Below are 19,130 nucleotides of genomic sequence, written 5' to 3' on the forward strand. Positions count from 1 at the left end.
GGCCCCGGGAGTTCAGCTCAGGCCACGGCCGCACAGTCGTAACAGAACAGGGCTAAACCTGCTAAGCTGCGGGGTAAGTGCCCCACTGAAGCCAGACATGCAAGAGCCGCCGGTGCGCATTCCGCCGGCATCCGTTTTGAACAAGCATGCCGGTGCCGGACAAGGGCTGGCGGCTTTACGAATATAAGCAAGAGGCCGGGTTCAATGGCAAAAACGGAACAGAAACCACGCGAGCGTTTTACCAACTTCACCCCCTACGAGATGAAAAAGGGTGAGGAATACATGAGTCCGGAGATGCTGAAGCATTTCCGCGATCTGCTGCTCAACTGGAAGCAGGAGCTCATGGAAGAGGTGGACCGTACCATGCACCACATGCAGGAAGACGCCGCCAACTACGCCGACCCCAGCGACCGCGCCACCCAGGAAGAAGAATTCAGTCTGGAACTGCGGACCCGGGACCGGGAGCGCAAGCTGATCAAGAAGATCGACCAGACCATCGACCGCATCGACGCCGACGACTACGGCTTCTGCGACCAGTGCGGCGTCGAGATCGGCACCCGCCGTCTGGAAGCCCGCCCCACCGCCACCCTGTGCATCGACTGCAAGACCCTGGCGGAGATTCGCGAGCGGCAAACCGGAATCTGATGGTTCGGCCCGCCAGCCATTTTCGGGCCTGGCGGGCCTCCTCCCCGAGTCTTTACCCCGTATGACCGCTGACCGCCCATGACCCATCCCGGTTACCGCGGCCGCTTCGCGCCCTCCCCCACTGGCCCCCTGCATTTCGGCTCCCTGGTAGCGGCGCTGGCCAGCTTTCTTGAAGCCCGGGTTCGCCAGGGCACCTGGCTGGTGCGGATCGAGGACCTGGACCCGCTGCGGGAGCCGCCTGGCGCCACCGATGCCATCCTTCACAGCCTCAGTGCCCATGGCCTGCACAGCGATGAGCCGGTGCGCTACCAGTCCCTTCGCCACGACGCCTATGACAGCGTCATCCGGCAACTGCTGGCGCAGGGACGAGCCTATTATTGCGCCTGCTCCCGCAAGCGCCTGCAGGCCAATGGCGGCTACCACCCGGACCGGTGCCGCCAGGGCGAGGCCCCGGAGACCGGCCAGCCCCGCGCCATCCGCTTTGCCCTTGAGGATGCCGACGTCGAATGGCAGGACCAGTTGCTGGGCCCCCAGCACCAGAGCGTTCGTGGCGAGCTGGACGACCCGGTGATCCGCCGCAAGGAGGGCTTCTACGCCTACCAGCTGGCGGTGGTGGTGGACGACATCGACCAGGGCATCGATCACGTGGTGCGCGGCTCCGACCTGCTGGACATGACCGCGCAGCAGCTTCAGCTGTTCGCGGCCCTGGGCGCCGAGCCCCCAGGCTGGTTGCACATTCCGGTCATCGTCAACGCCCAGGGCCAGAAGCTCAGCAAGCAAAACCGGGCACCAGCCCTGGACGACAGCCAACCCGGCCTCAACCTTTGGCGGGCGCTGGCGGCACTGGGCCAGAATCCGCCCCGGGAGCTGATCACAGCCTCGCCGCCGGCGCTGCTGGCCTGGGGCATCGAGCACTACCAGCGCGCCCTGCTGCCCCGGCAGTCCCGGCCCCCGGCGGAGCCCGGCGACTGACAGTGCTGTGGCTGGCGTGTTATAACCTCAGCTTCGTTTTGGCAGCCGGATACGACGTCAGATGTACATCTACCGCCTGGTCTTCCTTCTGGTACTGGCTATCTACATCTTCTCTCCCAACATCCTGGACTGGTGGATTGCACCCGGCAACGCCTGGTACACGCCTTTTCTGATCTGGGGCGCGCTCATTGCGCTGGGTTTCTGGCTGGAATGGCGGCGGGACCCCAATGAGCTTTAGCCTGCCCACGCTGCTGCTGGTCAGCCTGCTCTATCTTTCCCTGCTGTTCGCCCTGGCCCACGGCACTGAACGGGGGCTGATTCCCCGCCAGTGGGTGCGCCACCCCCTCGTCTATGTCCTCAGCCTCGGTGTCTATGCGGGCATCTGGGCGGTGTACGGCTCGGTCGGCATGGCGGCGCAGTCCGGCTTCGGTTACCTGGCCTATTACCTGGGCATCAGCGGCGCCTTCCTGCTGGCCCCAGTGCTGCTCAACCCCATCATGCGCATCGGCCGGGCCTACCAGCTCACCTCCCTGGCGGACATGTTCGCCTTCCGCTACCGCAGCCAGTGGGCGGGCACCCTGGTCACCCTGTGTTCCGGCGCCGCCATCCTGGCCCTGCTGAGCATGCAGATCCAGGCTGTGACCACCTCGGTGAGCCTGCTGTCCCCGGGCGCCTCACCCCAGCTGATCAGCGTTTTGTTCAGTATTACCGTGGTGCTCTTCACGGTGCTTTTCGGCGCCCGCCGGGATCAGGGCTCCGACAGCCACCAGGGCCTGGTGATCGCCATTGCCTTCGATTCCATCGTCAAACTAGTGTCCATGCTGCTGCTGGGCGCCATCCTCCTGGTGGTGGTGTTTGGCGGCCTGGGCGGGCTGGATGACTGGCTGCGGACCCAGTCCAGCCAGGTCAGCGCCTTGGAGCTGAGCATCAACGACGGCAGCTGGCGGGCGCTCATGCTGATGTCCTTCGCCGGCGCCCTGGTGCTGCCCCACATGTACCACATGACCTTCAGCGAGAACCCCAGCCCCCGGGCCCTGGGCCGGGCCAGCTGGGGCCTGCCCCTGTACCTGCTACTGCTGGCGGTGCCGGTGCCGGTCATCCTGTGGGGCGGCCTGGAACTGGGGGCCGTTACGTCCCCAAGCTTCTACGCCCTGGGCACCGCCATGGCGCTGGACAACCCGGCCCTGACCCTGCTGATGTACATCGCCGGCATGTCCGCCGCCAGCGGGCTGATGATCGTCAGCACCCTGGCCCTCGCGGGCATGGTCCTCAACCATGTGGTATTGCCGCTGCGAACCCCGCGGGACCAGGGCGACATCTATCGCTGGCTGCGCTGGGTAAAGCGCCTGCTGATCGCCATCATCATCCTGGCGGCGTTGCTGTTCCACGAAACCCTGGGCAAGAACCTGGACCTGTCGATTCTGGGGGCGCTGTCGCTGTCCGGCGTGCTGCAGCTTCTACCCGGTGCGCTGGGGGTCATCTATTGGCCCGAGGGCAACCGGCGCGGCCTCATGGCCGGCCTGGTCACCGGCACTCTGGCGTGGGTCTTCACTTTGGTGCTGCCCTTCTCCCAGACCGGCGACCTGATGCTGATGCTGGACCTGCCCTGGCAGACCGACACCGGCAACTGGTACATCTTCACCTTTGCCAGTCTGACCCTCAACGTGACGGTGTTTGCCCTGGTGTCAGTGCTCAGCCGCACCAGCCCTGAGGAAACCCGGGCCGCCCAGGCTTGCTCCCTCGGCGCCCTGTCCCGGCCCCAGCGCCGGGAGCTGGTGGCCACCTCGTCGGACGATTTCGTGCAGCAGCTGGTGGCTCCCCTGGGCTACCAGGTGGCCAGCCGGGAAGTCAGCCGGGCACTGGCACAACTCAAACTGCCGTCGGTGGAATACCGGCCCTACCAGCTGCGGCGCCTGCGGGACCAGGTGGAAGCCAATCTCTCGGGCCTGCTGGGGCCGTCGGTGGCACGGGACATCGTCAAGCGTCACCTTGGCTTCAAGCCGATGGCCACCAGCCGCAGCGCCCAGGACATCCAGTATGTGGAGCGTACCCTGGGGGATTATCAGAGCCAGCTGACCGGTCTGGCCGGGGAGCTGGACAACCTGCGCCGGCACTATCGCCAGACCCTGCAGAACCTGCCCATTCCAGCCTGCTCGGTAGGTGACGACGGCGAGATCCTGATGTGGAACCAGGCCATGGAGCAGCTCACCGGCATCAGCGCCGATGACGTCACCGGCGCCCGCCTGCAGGCCCTGCCGGAGCACTGGCAGCAGCTGCTCGAGGACTTCGTCAGCAGCACCGAGCTGCACCGTTACAAGCACCGCCTGGATCTGCGGGGCCGGCCGCACTGGCTCAACCTGCACAAGTCCACCCTCAGCGGCCCGGACCATAACGAGGGCGGCAGCATCATCCTGGTGGAGGACCAGACCGAGACCCGATTGCTGGAAGATGAGCTGATGCACAGCGAACGGCTGGCCTCGGTGGGCCGGCTGGCAGCGGGGGTGGCGCACGAGGTGGGCAATCCGGTCACCGGTATCTCGTCACTGGCGCAGAATCTCAAACTGGAAACCGACGACCGCGCCATCCTGGACACCGCCGACCAGATCCAGCAGCAGACCCGGCGCATCAGCGCCATCCTGCAATCGCTGATGAATTTTGCCCGCACCGGCAATCACGCCCAGGCCAACCGCTACGAGCCGGTGGTGATCCGCCGCTGCGTCGAGGAGTCCATCAACCTGCTGTCCCTGAGCAATACCGGTCGCGGCATCCAGTACTACAACGACTGCGCCGCCGACCTGATGGTGCTCGGTGACGAGCAGCGCCTGGTGCAGGTCTTCGTCAACCTGCTGGCCAATGCCCGCGACGCCTCGCCGGAAAGTGGCCGCATCACCGTCGCTGGAAACCGCGAGGGCTACTCCGCTATCATCGAGGTCATTGATGAGGGATCCGGCATTCCCGCCGACCAGCTCGACCACATTTTCGAACCCTTCTACACCACCAAGGGACCGAACCAGGGCACCGGCCTGGGGTTGTCGCTGGTGTACAGCATCGTGGAAGAACATTACGGTAATATCCAGGTGGAAAGCCCGGCCATCCCCCACACCACGCGGGGAACCTGCGTCCGGCTGAGGCTCCCTGCCTACGAACCCGGAAGCGACGATCCAGCCGCCGGCCCCAACGAAAGGTCCTGATAGTCCTATGCGTCGAATTCTGATCGTTGAAGACGAAGAGATCATCCGCTCCGCCCTGCGCAAGCTGCTCCAGCATGCCGACTATGACGTCTCCGACGCGGGGTCGGTGGACGACGCCGAACAGAAGTACGACCTGCAGCAGTTTGACCTGATCATCTCCGACCTGCGCCTGCCCGGCCCTCCCGGCACCGAGCTGATCAACCGCGCGCCCAGGACCCCGGTACTGATCATGACCAGCTACGCCAGCCTGCGCTCGGCGGTGGATTCCATGAAAATGGGTGCGGTGGAATACATCGCCAAACCCTTCGACCACGACGAGATGCTGGCGGCAGTGGAAACCATCCTGCGCCAGTCCGCCGCCAGCACCGACCGGGGCGGTAGCGAGGAGTCGGGCACGGCGGAGGCGGATCAGCAGAGCAGCGACCCGTCCCACATCATGTTTGGCCAGTGCTCGGCCATGCAGCAGGTCTTCACCTTGATTCGAAAGGTGGCGCCCACCGAAACCACAGTGCTGGTGCAGGGCGAGTCCGGTACCGGCAAGGAGCTTGCCGCCCGTGCCCTCCATAAACTCAGTCCGCGGGCCAGCCGCCCGCTGATTTGCGTCAACTGTGCCGCCATCCCCGAAAGCCTGATCGAGTCGGAACTCTTCGGCCATGAAAAGGGCGCCTTCACCGGCGCCGTCTCCGCCCGTACCGGTTTGATCGAGGCCGCCGATGGCGGCAGCCTGTTCCTGGACGAGATCGGCGAACTGCCGGCCGAAGCCCAGGCCCGGCTCCTGCGAGTGCTGCAGGAGGGCGAGATCCGCAAGGTGGGCTCCACCCAGAGCCGCAAGGTGAGCGTACGTATGATCGCCGCCACCCACCGTAACCTCAAGGCCATGACACGCACCGGCGAATTCCGAGAAGACCTGTATTACCGCCTCAACGTGATGCAGATCCGCATCCCGCCGCTGAGGGAGCGGGAAGGTGACATCCTGGGCCTGGCCAAGCGCTTCCTGGCGCGCCAGGGCGAACGCATGGGCAAACCCGGCCTGAAACTCAGCCCGGAGGCCATGCGGGCCATGGAGAAGCACCGCTGGCCCGGCAATGTCCGGGAACTGGAGAACGCCATCGAGCGCGCCACCATTCTGTGCGACGGCGAGCTGATCTCCTCCTCGCTGCTGGACCTGGACAGCAACGGCGGCGAAGTCAGCATTCCCGAATCGCTGGTGGAAGGGGACCCGGCGCCGGCCGTGGCCCGGGAGTCCGACACTTCCAGCGACCTGTCCCTGGAGGATTATTTCCAGCATTTCGTGCTGGAGAACCAGGACCGGATGAGTGAGACCGAGCTGGCCCAGAAGCTCGGCATCAGCCGCAAGTCGCTTTGGGAACGTCGTCAGCGCCTGGGTATACCCCGCAAGAAATCCGCCGGAAACTGAGAACCCGGTCACGTGTTACCTAGTGTTACCGCAAGGAACACCGATCACTCTAAAACCGGGACCTGAGTAACACTTTAGTTCTAAACCCACCGCGTCTTTTTTGTTAGAAGAAATTAAACCACTGTTAATAAAGCGTTTTCAAAACCTGGCACAGGCAGTGCACTCTAATGGGCGCACGACAACAAAAACAATGTGGCATCGCAGCGACAAAACAAGAACAAAAAGCTGCAGGAAAACGTTCAGCAACAAAAACAAAAACAGAACGAGAGCGAACTGAGTGTTTTGGGTACTGAGCTTTTTAGGGGTGCCTTGGCTTGTGTGAGTTGTAGATGTAGAGAAGAATCGTCCTCCAGACGCCGCTACGTCGACTCGTATCTCATACCTAGTCATTACCACTCTCTGTATTCAAAGCGTTCCGCTTGCCTAACTAGCTTCCCATAAGAAGCCTTTAAGGGGTCAAACCCCGGTAAGAACAAAAACAATGCAGATCGTCTACTCTTAAGGGCGGGTTCGTGAAAGCGAATCCGCTTTTTGATTTCTGGGCCGGACAGGCCCTGTCTCTTGCCGCCGTATTTCCCGCCCGACGCCCGGAACATGGGCAAATCGCCTCCAAACCGTTAAACTCTCGGTTTTGCTCTGCGCAGATACGGACTCAATGCCAAACAAACTACTGAACAAGATCGTGTCCTTCATGACTGGCAACGGCCAGAAAAAGGCTCCCACCTACGTGCGCCGGGTCATCCCCCGGGACCAGCACACGGTCTCCAGGTCGGTGATCAGCGAGCCCGCCAAGAAGGTACTCAACCGGCTCAACAACGCCGGCTTCGAAGCCTACCTGGTGGGCGGCGGTGTCCGTGACGTTCTGCTGGGCGGCCAGCCCAAGGATTTCGACATCGCCACCGATGCCACGCCGGAGGAAGTCCACGACCTGTTCCGGAACTCCCGCCTGATCGGCCGCCGCTTCCGCATCGTGCACGTTCTGTTTGGCCGTGAGGTAATAGAGGTCACCACCTTCCGCGGCAACGCCTCCGATGCCGACGACGAGGATGACGACGACCGTCGCACCAACGAGCACGGCCTGCTGCTGCGGGACAACGTCTACGGCAACATGGAAGAGGATGCGCTGCGGCGGGACTTCACCGTCAACGCGCTGTATTACTGCATCAAGGATTTCTCGATCATCGATTACGCCAACGGCATCGAGGATCTGAACAAAAGACAGATCCGGCTGATCGGTGACCCCGAAACCCGCTACCGGGAAGACCCGGTCCGCATGCTGCGCGCCATCCGCTTCGCCGCCAAGCTGGACTTCGACATCGAGCCGGCCACCGAAGCGCCGATCCGCACCCTGGCACCGCTGCTGACCCATATTCCCCCGGCCCGGCTGTTCGAGGAAGTGCTCAAGCTGTTCTCCGCCGGCCACGGTGAGGCCACCTACGACCTGCTGCAACAGTACGACCTGCTGGCGCCCCTGTTTCCGGAAACCGCACGGGCCCTGGCAGCCGGTGAGCCGGATGACCTCATCCGCCAGGCCCTGCGCAACACCGACGACCGGATCCGCCAGGGCAAGTCCGTCACCCCCTACTTCCTCTATGCCGCCATCCTCTGGCCGGCACTGCAGGCCGAATGGCGCAAGCGCCAGGACGACGGCGAACCGGTCCAGCCCGCGCTCCATGGCGCCATTGGCAAGGTTATCGGCCGCCAGGTGCAGGCCACCGCCATTCCCAAGCGCTTTTCCGGCCCCATGAAGGAGATCTGGGAGCTGCAGATGCGCCTGCCCCGGCGCCAGGGCAAGCGCGCTTACGTCACCATGGAACATCCCCGCTTCCGCGCCGCCTACGATTTCCTGCTGGTGCGCGAAGCTGCCGGCGAGATCGAGCCTGGCCTGGGCCAGTGGTGGACAGAATTTCAAGCCGCCGACGACCGAGACCGGGAAAAAATGCTGTCCGAGCTGGGCAGCGAAAGCAGCGGCCCACGAAAGCGCCGGCGCCGCCGCAGCCCTGCCAACAAGGCCTGAATCATGGCCGACGCGGGTGGCTGCATTGTAAGCGCCTACGTGGGCCTGGGTAGCAACCTGGCCGATCCCCTGGGCCAGTTGGCCCGGGCCATCACCGCCCTGGCGCAGCTACCGGCCACTACCCTGCTGGCGCAATCGCCGTTCTATGGCAGCCGCCCGGTAGGGCCCCAGGACCAGCCGGATTTCGTCAATGGCGCGGTGCGGATCGATACCGGGCTTACGCCCCTTCAGTTGCTGGACCGGCTCCAGGCCATCGAACAGGCCCATGGCCGGGAGCGGCTGCGACACTGGGGGCCGCGCACACTGGACCTGGACCTGCTGCTGTTCGGTGACCGGGAGATTCACCACCCGCGCCTGACCGTGCCTCATCCGGAACTGCCAAACCGGGATTTCGTACTGCAGCCGCTGCTGGACCTGGACCCGGACCTGGCACTGCCGGATGGCCGCACCCTGGCACAACTGCGCAAAAGCTGTCCGGACAACCGGTTACGGCCGCTGCGACCGGCCTGATCCGGCAGGCAGCGGCCTTGCCTCGGGCCAAGGCCGGGATTACCCTTAAGGCCTGACCGCGCGGGCTTCCCCGCCGGTCCTGTCGCATCGAACCAGAAGGCAAGGATTCTATGGCGGTTACCATCAATACCCTGCGGGACCTCAAGGCCAAAGGCGAGGCGTTCGCCGCACTTACAGCCTATGACGCCACTTTCTCCCACGTTATCAGCGAAGCCGGCGTGGAGGTCATGCTGATCGGCGACTCTCTGGGCATGGTGCTGCAGGGTAACGACAGCACCCTGCCGGTGACCATGGACGACATGTGCTACCACGTCCGCGCCGTGGCCCGCGGCAACCAGGGCGCCCTGGTCATGGCCGACATGCCCTTCATGAGCTACAGCACCCCCGCCAGCGCCATGGACAACGCCGCCCGGCTGATGCGGGCCGGCGCCCAAATGGTGAAGCTGGAAGGCACCGACTGGATGGCCGAGACCATCACCGCACTGAGTGAGCGCGGCGTTCCGGTTTGCGCCCATCTGGGCCTGACACCCCAGTTCGTCAACAAGTTCGGCGGCTACAAGGTCCAGGGCCGGGAAGAGAAGGCCGCGGAGCAGATGATCGACCACGCCTGCCAACTGGAAGCGGCCGGAGCGGACGTGATCCTGCTGGAGTGCGTACCGGCGCCCCTGGCGGCCCGCATCACCCAGGCCGTGAAAGCCCCGGTGATCGGGATTGGCGCCGGCGCCGACACCGATGGCCAGGTCCTGGTGATGCACGACATGCTGGGTGTCACACCCGGTCGAAAGGCCCGGTTCGTGAAAAACTTCCTGGCGGAGACGGATTCCATCCAGGCCGCCATTGCCGCCTACGTCGCCGCGGTCAAGAACCGCACATTCCCCGCTGAGGAGCACACCTTCAAGGCATGAGAACCGTCCACACACTGAAAGAACTGCGGGCCATCCTGGCTAGCTATCGCCAGCAGGGCAAACGCATCGGACTGGTACCCACCATGGGCAACCTCCACGAGGGGCACCTGGCACTGGTGGAAAAAGCCCGGCAGGCCGCCGACGTCGTGGTCACCAGTATTTTCGTCAACCCCATGCAGTTCGGCGCCAACGAAGACCTGGACAGCTACCCCCGCACCCTGCAGGACGACCAGGACAAACTTGAGGCCGCAGGCAACACCCTGGTGTTCGCCCCCAGCGCTAACGAGGTCTACCCCAACGGCCTGGCCCGCCATACCAAGATCACGGTGCCGGAAGTCAGCGAAGGCCACTGCGGCGCGACCCGGCCCGGCCACTTCGAGGGCGTTGCCACCGTCGTCACCATGCTGTTCAACATGGTGCAGCCGGATGTGGCGGTGTTCGGCGAGAAGGACTTCCAGCAGCTGGCGGTGATCCGCAAGCTGGTGGCCGACCTGGTGATGCCGGTGGAGATTATCGGCGCTCCCACCGTGCGGGACGCCGACGGCCTGGCCAAGAGCTCCCGCAATGGCTACCTGAGCGCCGAGGAGCGCCGCCTGGCACCGGTGCTGCATCAGACCATGACCGCCATCGGCCAGCGCCTGACCCAGGGCGAGACCGACCACGCCGGCCTGGAGGAGGAAGCCCGCCAGGGGCTGATGTCGGCCGGTTTCCGCCCCGACTATATCACCATCGTCAACAGCCAGACCCTGAAGCCGGCCCGGCCGGAGGACACCGAACTCACCATCCTGGTGGCGGCCTTCCTCGGCACCACCCGGCTGATCGACAACCTATCGGTGATGCGCCAGATCCCGACCTAAACCCTGAACCGGAAGGAATCCAACGTGAACCAGGCCCGCAGTAGCTCCCTCACCCAACGCCAGGAATGGCAGGCCCTGTCCGATCACCAGGTCACCATGGCCAAGACCCACATGCGGGAGTTGTTCAATCAGGACCCGGGCCGCTTCGAGCGTTACTTCGTGCAGGCCGCCGGCCTGGCTCTGGACTACTCCAAGAACCTGATCGTGGACGAAACCATGGGCCACCTGATGGCGCTGGCCCGCAGTTGCCAGCTGCCGGAGCGCATCGAGGCCATGTTCCGGGGCGAGCGGGTCAACGCCAGCGAAGACAGGCCCGCCCTGCACGTGGCGCTGCGCAACATGACCGACGAGCCCATCCAGGTGGACGGCACCGACATCATGCCAGAGGTTCGGGCCACCCTGGCCCGCATGGAGGAGTTCGTCTGGCGCATTCGCAGCACCCAGTGGCGGGGCTTCACCAACAAGCCTTTTACCGACGTGGTGAGCATTGGCATCGGCGGCTCCTTCCTCGGGCCCAAGCTGGTGTCGGCGTCCCTCAAGCCCTACTGGCACGGCCGCCTCAACTGCCATTACGTGGCCAACATCGACGGCAGCCACATCACCGAGGTGCTGCGCCACATCAACCCCGAAACCACCCTGTTCCTGATCCAGTCCAAGTCCTTCCGGACCCAGGAAACCCTGGAGAACACCGAAGTGGCCCGGGAGTGGTTCCTCCACAACGGCGGTACCGAAGAGCGCATCAGCAAGCATTTTGTGGCGGTCACCGCCAACACCGCCGAGGCGGTGGCGTTCGGCATCGCCGAGGAGAACATCTTCCCCATGTGGGACTGGGTCGGCGGGCGCTATTCGCTCTGGTCCGCCATCGGCCTGCCCACCGCGCTGACCATCGGCATGGACAACTTCCGCGCCCTGCTTTCCGGCGCCCAGGCCATGGACCGGCATTTCCGCAAGGCGCCGCTGGAGCAGAACCTGCCGGTGATCATGGCGCTGCTGGGGGTGTGGTACAACAACTTCTGGGGCGCCGACGCACACGCCATCCTGCCCTACGACCATTACCTGCGGGGCCTGCCGGCCCACCTGCAGCAGCTGGACATGGAAAGTAACGGCAAGTGTGTGACCCAGGCCGGCGACCCGGTGGACTACCAGACCGGCCCCATCATCTGGGGTGGCGCCGGTGCCAACGGCCAGCATGCCTACCATCAGTTGCTGCACCAGGGCACCAAGCTGTCACCGGCGGACTTCATCATTCCGCTCCACACCCATAACCCGGTGGGCAATCACCACGCCATCCTGTTTGCCAACTGCCTGAGCCAGACCCAGGCCCTGATGCAAGGTAAGACCGAGGCCGAGGCCCGCACCGAGCTGGCGGGCCAGGGCCTGGACGAGGCCACCGTCAACCGGCTGGCCCGGCACAAGGTGATTCCCGGCAACAAGCCAAGCAACACCCTGCTGTTCGAGCGGGCGACGCCCCGCACAGTCGGTGCCCTGATCGCGCTCTACGAGCACAAGACCTACGCCCAGGGCGTGATCTGGGACGTGGATTCGTTCGACCAGTGGGGCGTGGAGCTGGGCAAGCAGCTGGGCAAGGGCATCCTGGAGCGTCTGCTGGACGGCGATCAGAAAGGCGGCAACACCGACAGCTCAACCGAGGGGCTGATCCGGCTGTTCCGCAACCGTCACATGAACGGCATCTAGCTCTGGGCGGGCCGTGGCGAAACCTGCCGGCCCTGCCAGGTGAAGGACACCGCCCACAGCTTCTGGTCTCTCTCGTAGGCCTGCCAGAGTTCGCGATAGCTGCGACCGTCCAGGGGATGCCTGGTGTCCGGTGCGATCTCGGCCATGGGCCGCAGCACGAAAGCGTTGCGGAGAATCTCCCCACGCGGCAGTTCCACCCCGTCGATGGTCCCGGTCAGGTCGTCGTAGGTGAGGATGTCCAGGTCCAGGGTCCGGGCGCTGAACTTGGGCAAATCCCGGCGCCGGCCGTTGTCCGCCTCCATCTGCTTGAGCAGCGCGGAAAGCTCCGCCACCGAGCGGTCGGTATCGATACCCACCACCAGGTTGAGAAAGTTCTCGCCGTCAAAACCCACCGCTTCGCTCTCGTAGACCGACGACACCACCAGATCGCCGAATTCCGCCGCCAGCCCATCCAGCGCTGCGGTGATGTGCCGCTCCCGCTCGATATTACTGCCCAGGCTGAGATAGACCCTGACTGTTGCAGCCATCAGCGCTGCCCCCGTTCGATCCGGATGCCCACGCTGCCGGCCCGGGGTAGCACACCAGGCTTGCGGATGGTCACCGCCAGCCAGCGGATACCAAAGCGCTGCATCAGTTCGGCCGCCACCGCTTCGGCGGCCGTTTCCAGCAACTGGGGCTGGTGATGGTGGAACCACTCGGTGACTGCCTCGCAGACCGCAGCGTAATCCAGCGCCAGGGCGAGGTCGTCGGTAGCGGCCGGCCGGTCGTTGGCCCAGGCCATCTCCAGGTCCAGCAACAGCCGCTGATGGACCTCCCGCTCCCAGTCGAACACGCCGATGATGGCTTCCACCGCCAGCTGCTCGATCAGTACGCTGTCTGTCATTGTGCTTCTACCCCGGGCCACCGGCGGGAACCGGCATGACCGACTGATGGCTGATTGTCTGATGGCTGCGTACAGGTTAGTGTCCCGTTACGTCCGCTGTCCGCGCCCGGGCACGGATTTTCGCACAGATCGCCGGCCCACGTCTGCGCCAAGGAAGCCATGAACGACGCCCTGCTGCTGGTCATGCTCTGCCTGTTTGCCTACCTGGTGGGCTCGGTGCTGTTTGCGCTGCCGGTATGCCGGCTCTGGCACCTGCCGGATCCGCGGGCGCAGGGCTCCGGCAATCCGGGCGCCACCAACGTCTACCGCACCGGCGGCTGGATGCCGGCGCTGGTGACCCTGCTGCTGGACGCCGCCAAGGGCGGCCTGCCGGTGTGGCTGAGCTGGCAACTGGATTACTCCATCTATGCCCAGGCCATGGTGGCCCTTTGCGCAGTCACCGGCCACATGGTGCCGGTGTTTGCCCGCTTCCAGGGTGGCAAGGGTGTGGCCACGGCGCTTGGAGCCAGCCTCGCCCTGGCCCCGATCACAACACTGCTGCTCTGCGGGATCTGGGCGCTGGTCATGTGGCGCTGGCGCATATCGGCGTTGGCCTCGGTGGTGGCCATGGTCAGCGGCCCGGTCATTGCGGCCCTGATCGAGCCGGACACCCTGCCCCTGTTCGGCCTGCTGGCCCTGCTCATCCTGGTGCGCCACCGCAGCAACCTGATCCGCCTGGCCCAGGGCCGGGAAAACCGGCTCTGAGCCACTGCTGCTTCAGTCCACCAGACCGTTGAGCCTCGGTGTGGTGATGGCCGGCAGCTGATCCATGGGCCAGCGCGGTATGGCCAGGATGCGGTCACCGTCCCGCTGACCGGCCTTGAGGCGCTGGCAGCCGGCGTAGGCAATCATGGCGCCGTTGTCGGTGCAGAATTCCGGCCGGGCATAGAACACCCCGGCGCGCAGTTTGGCGGTCATGGCCTCGAGGGCCGCCCGCAGGCGCTTGTTGGCACTGACGCCACCGGCGATCACCAGGCGCTTGCTGCCGGTCTGCTCCAGCGCCCGCCGGCACTTGATGGTGAGGGTGTCCACCACGGCGCTCTCGAAGGCCAGGGCGATGTCGGCCCGGGTCTGGTCATCCAGCGCCCCTGTCTCCCTGGCCTGGCTCACGGTATTGAGGGTAAAGGTCTTCAGGCCACTGAAGCTGAAATCCAGACCGGGCCGGTCCGTCATCGGCCGGGGGAAGCGAAAGCGCCCCTCGGTTCCCCGCTCCGCCAGGGCCGCGACCCAGGGCCCGCCGGGATAATCCAGCCCCAGCATCTTGGCGGTCTTGTCGAAAGCTTCGCCGGCGGCATCGTCCACCGACTCCCCCAGCAGCTCGTACTCGCCGATTCCCTTGACCAGCACCAGCTGGGTATGGCCACCAGACACCAGCAGGGCGACAAAAGGAAACGCCGGCGGGTTGGGTTCCAGCATGGGTGCCAGCAGGTGGCCCTCCATGTGGTGCACGCCCAGCACCGGGATGCCCAGGGCGAACCCGAGCGCATGCGCCACCGAGCCACCCACCATCAGCGCCCCCACCAGACCGGGGCCGGCGGTGTAGGCGATGCCGTCCAGCTGAGACCGGGTTCTGCCGGCGGCCTGGAGGATCTCGTCGCACAGCGGCAACAGCTTGCGCACATGATCTCGGGAGGCCAGCTCCGGCACCACGCCGCCGTAATCGGCGTGCATGTCGATCTGGCTGAACAGGGCGTGGGAGAGCAGACCCTGCTCGCTGTGGTAGAGCGCCACACCGGTCTCGTCGCAAGAGGTTTCGATTCCAAGAATCAGCATGTCTATAGGCCACCGTCGGCTTGCTGTCGGGTTGATATTCCGGGGAGGGCCCGCATTTTATCAGATAGCGGTCGATTCCCGGCAGTTTAATCGGGAAGACATTGACCTCGACCAAGACCGGCGCTATCATTGCCGGCCTTAAATAGGACTGGTCGAGTTTTGTCCAATATTGGCCGGTCAAAGCTGAAGAGTCTGCAGCACAAGGCTGGCGAGCAACGAGTCGCCGCGTGCCGCATCAAGGCACGGGTAGACCTGTCTGCACTCTTCCCAAATAGACCCGATTATATCAGGTAGGTGATTTTCGAATGCCAGCTGTTAAAGTGAAAGAGAATGAACCATTTGACGTAGCCCTGCGTCGCTTCAAGCGTTCCTGCGAGAAAGCAGGTGTCCTGTCGGAAGTGCGTCGTCGCGAGCACTACGAAAAGCCGACAGCGGTACGCAAGCGTAAGGCAGCCGCTGCCGTCAAGCGTCATCTCAAGAAGCTTCAGCGGGAACAGCGCAAGTTCGAGCGTCTGTACTAAGTCGCTTTTTGCTGCAGGTAGACTTGATCGCCTTGCCCTCCCTATGGGAGCGCAGGTGAACCCAAAATGCCGCCGGGGCCTGGCTTCGGCGGCATTTTTGGCTATGGCGGTTTCATCCGCATGGCCCCGGCGTACTCTCTGTCACGGGAGATCTCATGAGCGGACTGATCCCTCAACGGTTTGTTGAAGACCTGCTGGATCGTGTGGACCTGGCAGAGCTGATCGGGTCACGCATTACGCTGAAGAAAGCCGGTGCCAACTACAAGGCTCGCTGCCCCTTCCACGACGAGAAAACACCCTCGTTCAATGTCCGGCCCGACAAGGGTTTCTATCATTGTTTTGGCTGTGGCGCCCACGGCGATGCCATCAGTTTCGTGCGGGAGTTCGACGGCCTGGGCTTCACCGACGCCGTCGAGGAGCTGGCCAAACGAGCTGGCCTGGAAGTGCCCTACGACCAGAGCGCCAGACAGGAGATGCAGCAGGCCCGCACCCTGACCGACGCCCTGGACTTTGCCGCCCGCTTTTACCAGGCGGCGCTGGCCCGGCCGGACGCGGCCTTTGCCAGGGATTACCTGAAGCAGCGGGGCCTGGACCAGAGCATCATCGAGCAGTACCAGCTCGGTTATGCCCCCGGCATGGGCACCGCGCTCTACCAGGCCGCCAGTGAGGACCTGCGGGCGCCGCTGATCGAGACCGGTACCGTCAGCGACCGTTACGGCCGGCCCAGGGACCTGTTCCGCAACCGGATCATGTTCCCGATCCGCAATACCCGGGGCCGCACGGTGGCCTTTGGCGGCCGCACCCTGGGGGACGACAAGGCCAAGTACATCAACTCCCCGGAGTCCGATGTATTCCACAAGAGCCGGGAGATCTACGGCCTCTATGAGGCCCGCCAGGCGATCCGCCAGCTCGATCGCCTGCTGGTGGTGGAAGGCTACATGGATGTGATCGCGCTGGCGCAGCACGGCATCCATTACGCCGTGGCGACCCTGGGCACCGCCACCAACCAGGACAGCCTGACAGCCCTGCTCAAGCAGGTCCGCCATCTGGTGTTCTGCTTTGACGGCGACAGCGCCGGCTACCGGGCCGCCGACAAGGCGATGGAGAACGCCCTGGAGCTGATGGCGGACGGACTGCACCTGCAGTTCCTGATGCTGCCGGAAGGCGAGGATCCGGACACCCTGGTCCGCAAGGAAGGCGCCGACGCCTTCCGCCAACGGGTGGACGGCGCCACGCCGCTGTCACGGTACCTGTTCGACCGGCAGAGCGAGGGCCTTGACCTGGCACTGCCGGAGAACCGCGGTGAACTGCGGGCCCGGGTCGAGCCGCTGCTCAACCGGATGCCCCGCAGCACGCTGCGGGACGCCATGTGGCACGAGATGCTGCGGCTCTGCGGCAACCGCCGCGAGTGGCAGCCCCGGGCCGATGGCGCCCGTTACGGCAAGCCCGGCGAGCGCTTCGCCGGAACACCGGAAACGCCGGTGGACGTACGGCTGAGCAAGGACAGCATGCTCTGTGTGGCGCTGCTGGAGGCGCCGGAGATGGCCACGGAGCTGCAGGCCCTGAGCCGGGAAGACCGCCAGCTGCCCCAGACCCGGGCCTTTGCCGACTGGATCCTGGCGAGCGGGATCACCGACAAGCGCCGCCTGATGCGGGCCCTGGCGCTGGACGGCGAGGCACGGAACCGGTTTTACCGGCTCTTCGACAGGATCGAACACCTGCCGGCGCGGGAGCATGCGCTGGCGGAAGCCCGCGCGATGATGGCGCCGAACCGGGAAGCGGCCCACAAGCAGCGGCTTGCGGCCCTGCTGGGCAGCAAACGCAGCATCCGCGACCTGAGCGAGGCCGAGCGCCGGGAATTGCAGGAGCTCAGCCGCCAGGACCGGGCCTAGCGGGCCGACCGGGCCAATGGCCCGATCAGCGCCGGCTCTTGAAACACAAGGGGTTGACCACCATTTAATCAGTTGGTGGCGGACCCAAAACGCGGCGGCTATAATGGCCGTTTAACTTTTTTATCTTTAAGCGAGTTCACAGGGTGTCTATGTCAGGCAATTCGCAAAAATCCCGTTTGAAAGACCTCATTGCCCGAGGCAAGGAACAAGGTTACCTGACTTACGCCGAGGTTAACGACCACCTCCCGGAAGACATAGCCGATCCGGACCAGGTCGAAGACATCATCCGCATGATCAACGACATGGGCATTCAGGTAGCGGAAGAGGCACCGGACGCCGACACGCTGCTGATGACCGATGGCGACGCCACGGCCGATGAAGCCGCCGCCGCCGAAGCCGCGGCCGCCCTGGCTGCCGTGGAGACCGACGCCGGCCGCACCACCGATCCCGTGCGCATGTACATGCGGGAAATGGGCACCGTGGAGCTGCTCACCCGGGAAGGCGAGATCGTCATCGCCAAGCGCATCGAGGAAGGCATCCGCGACGTCATGGCCGCGGTCGCCCATTTTCCCGGCACCACCGGCACCGTCATCCAGGCCTATGAGCGCATCGTCGAAAACGAAGGCCGCATCAGCGACATCGTCACCGGTTTTCTGGATCCGGACGACGCCGAGCCCTTCATGAGCGACGACACCAGCTCCGATAGCAGCTCCGACACCAGCTCTGACAGCGAAGGCAGCGACGACGATGACGACGATTCAAGCAGCAGCAGTGAGGAAGAGACCGATAACGGTCCGGATCCGGAAGAAACCCGCCTGCGCTTCGAACTGCTGAAGGAAAAACAGGCCGCCGCTGAAAAGGCGCTGGCCAAACACGGCCGCAACCACAAGGCGACCCAGGAAGCCCTCAACGAGGTGGGTCAGGTATTCGCGCCCTTCAAGCTGGGCAACAAGGCCTTTGACGAGCTGGTCAACGTAATCCGCTCCACCAACGAGCTGGTGCGCGAGAACGAGCGCACCATCATGCAGATCTGCGTGCGGGACTGCAAAATGCCCCGCAAGGACTTCATCAAGTCCTTCCCGGGCAACGAGACCAACCTGGACTGGGCGCCCAAGATCGCCAAGAGCAAGAAGCCCTACGCCGCGGCCATCGGTGAGCGCGTCGATGAAATCGTGCGGATGCAGAAGCGTATTGCCAACGTCCAGACCGAAGTGGACCTGGACGTGCCGGACATCAAGGAAATCAACCGCCGGGTGTCCATCGGCGAGGCCAAGGCACGACGCGCCAAGAAAGAGATGGTGGAAGCCAACCTGCGTCTGGTGATCTCCATCGCCAAGAAGTACACCAACCGCGGGCTGCAGTTCCTTGACCTGATCCAGGAAGGCAACATCGGCCTGATGAAGGCGGTGGACAAGTTCGAATACCGCCGGGGCTACAAGTTCTCCACCTACGCCACCTGGTGGATTCGTCAGGCCATCACCCGCTCCATCGCGGACCAGGCCCGCACCATCCGGATCCCGGTGCACATGATCGAGACCATCAACAAGCTCAACCGCATCTCCCGCCAGATGCTGCAGGAGATGGGCCGCGAGCCCACCCCGGAAGAACTGGGCGAGCGCATGGAAATGCCGGAGGACAAGATCCGCAAGGTACTGAAGATCGCGAAAGAACCGATCTCCATGGAAACCCCGATCGGCGATGACGAGGATTCGCACCTGGGTGATTTCCTGGATTCGGATTCGAACCTGGGCGAGGGCGCGTCCGTTGGGTCACCGATCGACACTGCGACCGAGGAAGGCCTGCAGGAGGCGAC

The 19,130-nt window shown here is 64.4% G+C and carries 17 protein-coding genes; 14 read left to right on the forward strand and 3 right to left on the reverse strand.

Annotation, left to right across the window (positions count from 1 at the left end; genetic code table 11):
- Positions 1–204: 204 nt before the first annotated feature.
- The 10 genes from dksA (at position 205) to pgi (ending at position 12,209) form a co-directional block, all read left to right on the forward strand.
- Positions 205–645, forward strand: coding sequence for an RNA polymerase-binding protein DksA (dksA, locus tag R3280_RS07360; protein WP_318997941.1), 441 nt, complete (start codon positions 205–207; stop codon positions 643–645).
- 78 nt (positions 646–723) lie between these two features.
- Positions 724–1,617 carry a tRNA glutamyl-Q(34) synthetase GluQRS gene (gene gluQRS / locus R3280_RS07365; RefSeq protein WP_318997942.1) on the forward strand — a complete coding sequence of 298 codons (894 nt, stop codon included), beginning with the start codon at positions 724–726 and terminating at the stop codon, positions 1,615–1,617.
- Between the two features lie 61 nt (positions 1,618–1,678).
- Positions 1,679–1,855 (forward strand): hypothetical protein, encoded by a 177-nt coding sequence (locus tag R3280_RS07370; RefSeq protein WP_318997943.1) that lies wholly within the window; start codon positions 1,679–1,681, stop codon positions 1,853–1,855.
- Complete coding sequence (locus R3280_RS07375; RefSeq protein ID WP_318997944.1) at positions 1,845–4,808, forward strand: ATP-binding protein; 2,964 nt, start codon at positions 1,845–1,847, stop codon at positions 4,806–4,808. Before R3280_RS07370 ends, R3280_RS07375 begins: the two co-directional genes overlap by 11 nt.
- A 7-nt stretch (positions 4,809–4,815) precedes the next feature.
- On the forward strand, positions 4,816–6,225 hold the full coding sequence (locus tag R3280_RS07380) for a sigma-54 dependent transcriptional regulator (protein WP_318997945.1): 1,410 nt from the start codon (positions 4,816–4,818) through the stop codon (positions 6,223–6,225).
- 655 nt (positions 6,226–6,880) lie between these two features.
- A complete protein-coding gene (gene pcnB / locus R3280_RS07385) occupies positions 6,881–8,242 on the forward strand; it encodes a polynucleotide adenylyltransferase PcnB (RefSeq protein ID WP_318997946.1) in 1,362 nt (453 codons plus the stop codon).
- 3 nt (positions 8,243–8,245) lie between these two features.
- Complete coding sequence (folK, locus tag R3280_RS07390) at positions 8,246–8,752, forward strand: 2-amino-4-hydroxy-6-hydroxymethyldihydropteridine diphosphokinase (RefSeq protein ID WP_318997947.1); 507 nt, start codon at positions 8,246–8,248, stop codon at positions 8,750–8,752.
- 110 nt (positions 8,753–8,862) lie between these two features.
- On the forward strand, positions 8,863–9,657 hold the full coding sequence (gene panB, locus R3280_RS07395; RefSeq protein WP_318997948.1) for a 3-methyl-2-oxobutanoate hydroxymethyltransferase: 795 nt from the start codon (positions 8,863–8,865) through the stop codon (positions 9,655–9,657).
- On the forward strand, positions 9,654–10,514 hold the full coding sequence (gene panC / locus R3280_RS07400) for a pantoate--beta-alanine ligase (protein WP_318997949.1): 861 nt from the start codon (positions 9,654–9,656) through the stop codon (positions 10,512–10,514). Before panB ends, panC begins: the two co-directional genes overlap by 4 nt.
- 24 nt (positions 10,515–10,538) lie before the next feature.
- Positions 10,539–12,209, forward strand: coding sequence for a glucose-6-phosphate isomerase (pgi, locus tag R3280_RS07405; protein ID WP_318997950.1), 1,671 nt, complete (start codon positions 10,539–10,541; stop codon positions 12,207–12,209).
- Here pgi and folK (R3280_RS07410) read toward each other — a convergent pair.
- Together folK (R3280_RS07410) and folB are read right to left on the reverse strand one after the other, a co-directional pair.
- Positions 12,206–12,736, reverse strand: a complete 531-nt coding sequence (gene folK / locus R3280_RS07410) for a 2-amino-4-hydroxy-6-hydroxymethyldihydropteridine diphosphokinase (protein ID WP_318997951.1) — start codon at positions 12,734–12,736, stop codon at positions 12,206–12,208. The genes pgi and folK (R3280_RS07410) overlap by 4 nt on opposite strands.
- Positions 12,736–13,092 (reverse strand): dihydroneopterin aldolase, encoded by a 357-nt coding sequence (folB, locus tag R3280_RS07415; protein ID WP_318997952.1) that lies wholly within the window; start codon positions 13,090–13,092, stop codon positions 12,736–12,738. The genes folK (R3280_RS07410) and folB overlap by 1 nt, the downstream gene beginning before the upstream one ends.
- Before the next feature lie 159 nt (positions 13,093–13,251).
- Between folB and plsY the strand changes: the two genes are divergently transcribed.
- Positions 13,252–13,836: a glycerol-3-phosphate 1-O-acyltransferase PlsY gene (gene plsY, locus R3280_RS07420; RefSeq protein WP_318997953.1), complete on the forward strand. Its 585-nt coding sequence runs from the start codon at positions 13,252–13,254 to the stop codon at positions 13,834–13,836.
- A 12-nt stretch (positions 13,837–13,848) separates the two neighbouring features.
- Here plsY and tsaD read toward each other — a convergent pair whose 3' ends face one another.
- Positions 13,849–14,904 (reverse strand): tRNA (adenosine(37)-N6)-threonylcarbamoyltransferase complex transferase subunit TsaD, encoded by a 1,056-nt coding sequence (gene tsaD / locus R3280_RS07425; protein ID WP_318997954.1) that lies wholly within the window; start codon positions 14,902–14,904, stop codon positions 13,849–13,851.
- A 305-nt stretch (positions 14,905–15,209) separates the two neighbouring features.
- Here tsaD and rpsU point away from each other — a divergent pair, with 305 nt between their 5' ends.
- The 3 genes from rpsU to rpoD all read left to right on the forward strand — a co-directional run.
- Complete coding sequence (rpsU, locus tag R3280_RS07430) at positions 15,210–15,425, forward strand: 30S ribosomal protein S21 (protein ID WP_007153483.1); 216 nt, start codon at positions 15,210–15,212, stop codon at positions 15,423–15,425.
- Between the two features lie 155 nt (positions 15,426–15,580).
- Positions 15,581–17,317: a DNA primase gene (gene dnaG / locus R3280_RS07435; protein WP_318997955.1), complete on the forward strand. Its 1,737-nt coding sequence runs from the start codon at positions 15,581–15,583 to the stop codon at positions 17,315–17,317.
- Between the two features lie 149 nt (positions 17,318–17,466).
- A partial coding sequence (gene rpoD / locus R3280_RS07440; RefSeq protein ID WP_318997956.1) for an RNA polymerase sigma factor RpoD occupies positions 17,467–19,130 on the forward strand: 1,664 nt, incomplete at its 3' end.

This window comes from Marinobacter sp., assembly GCF_033722195.1.
GTDB lineage: Bacteria > Pseudomonadota > Gammaproteobacteria > Pseudomonadales > Oleiphilaceae > Marinobacter.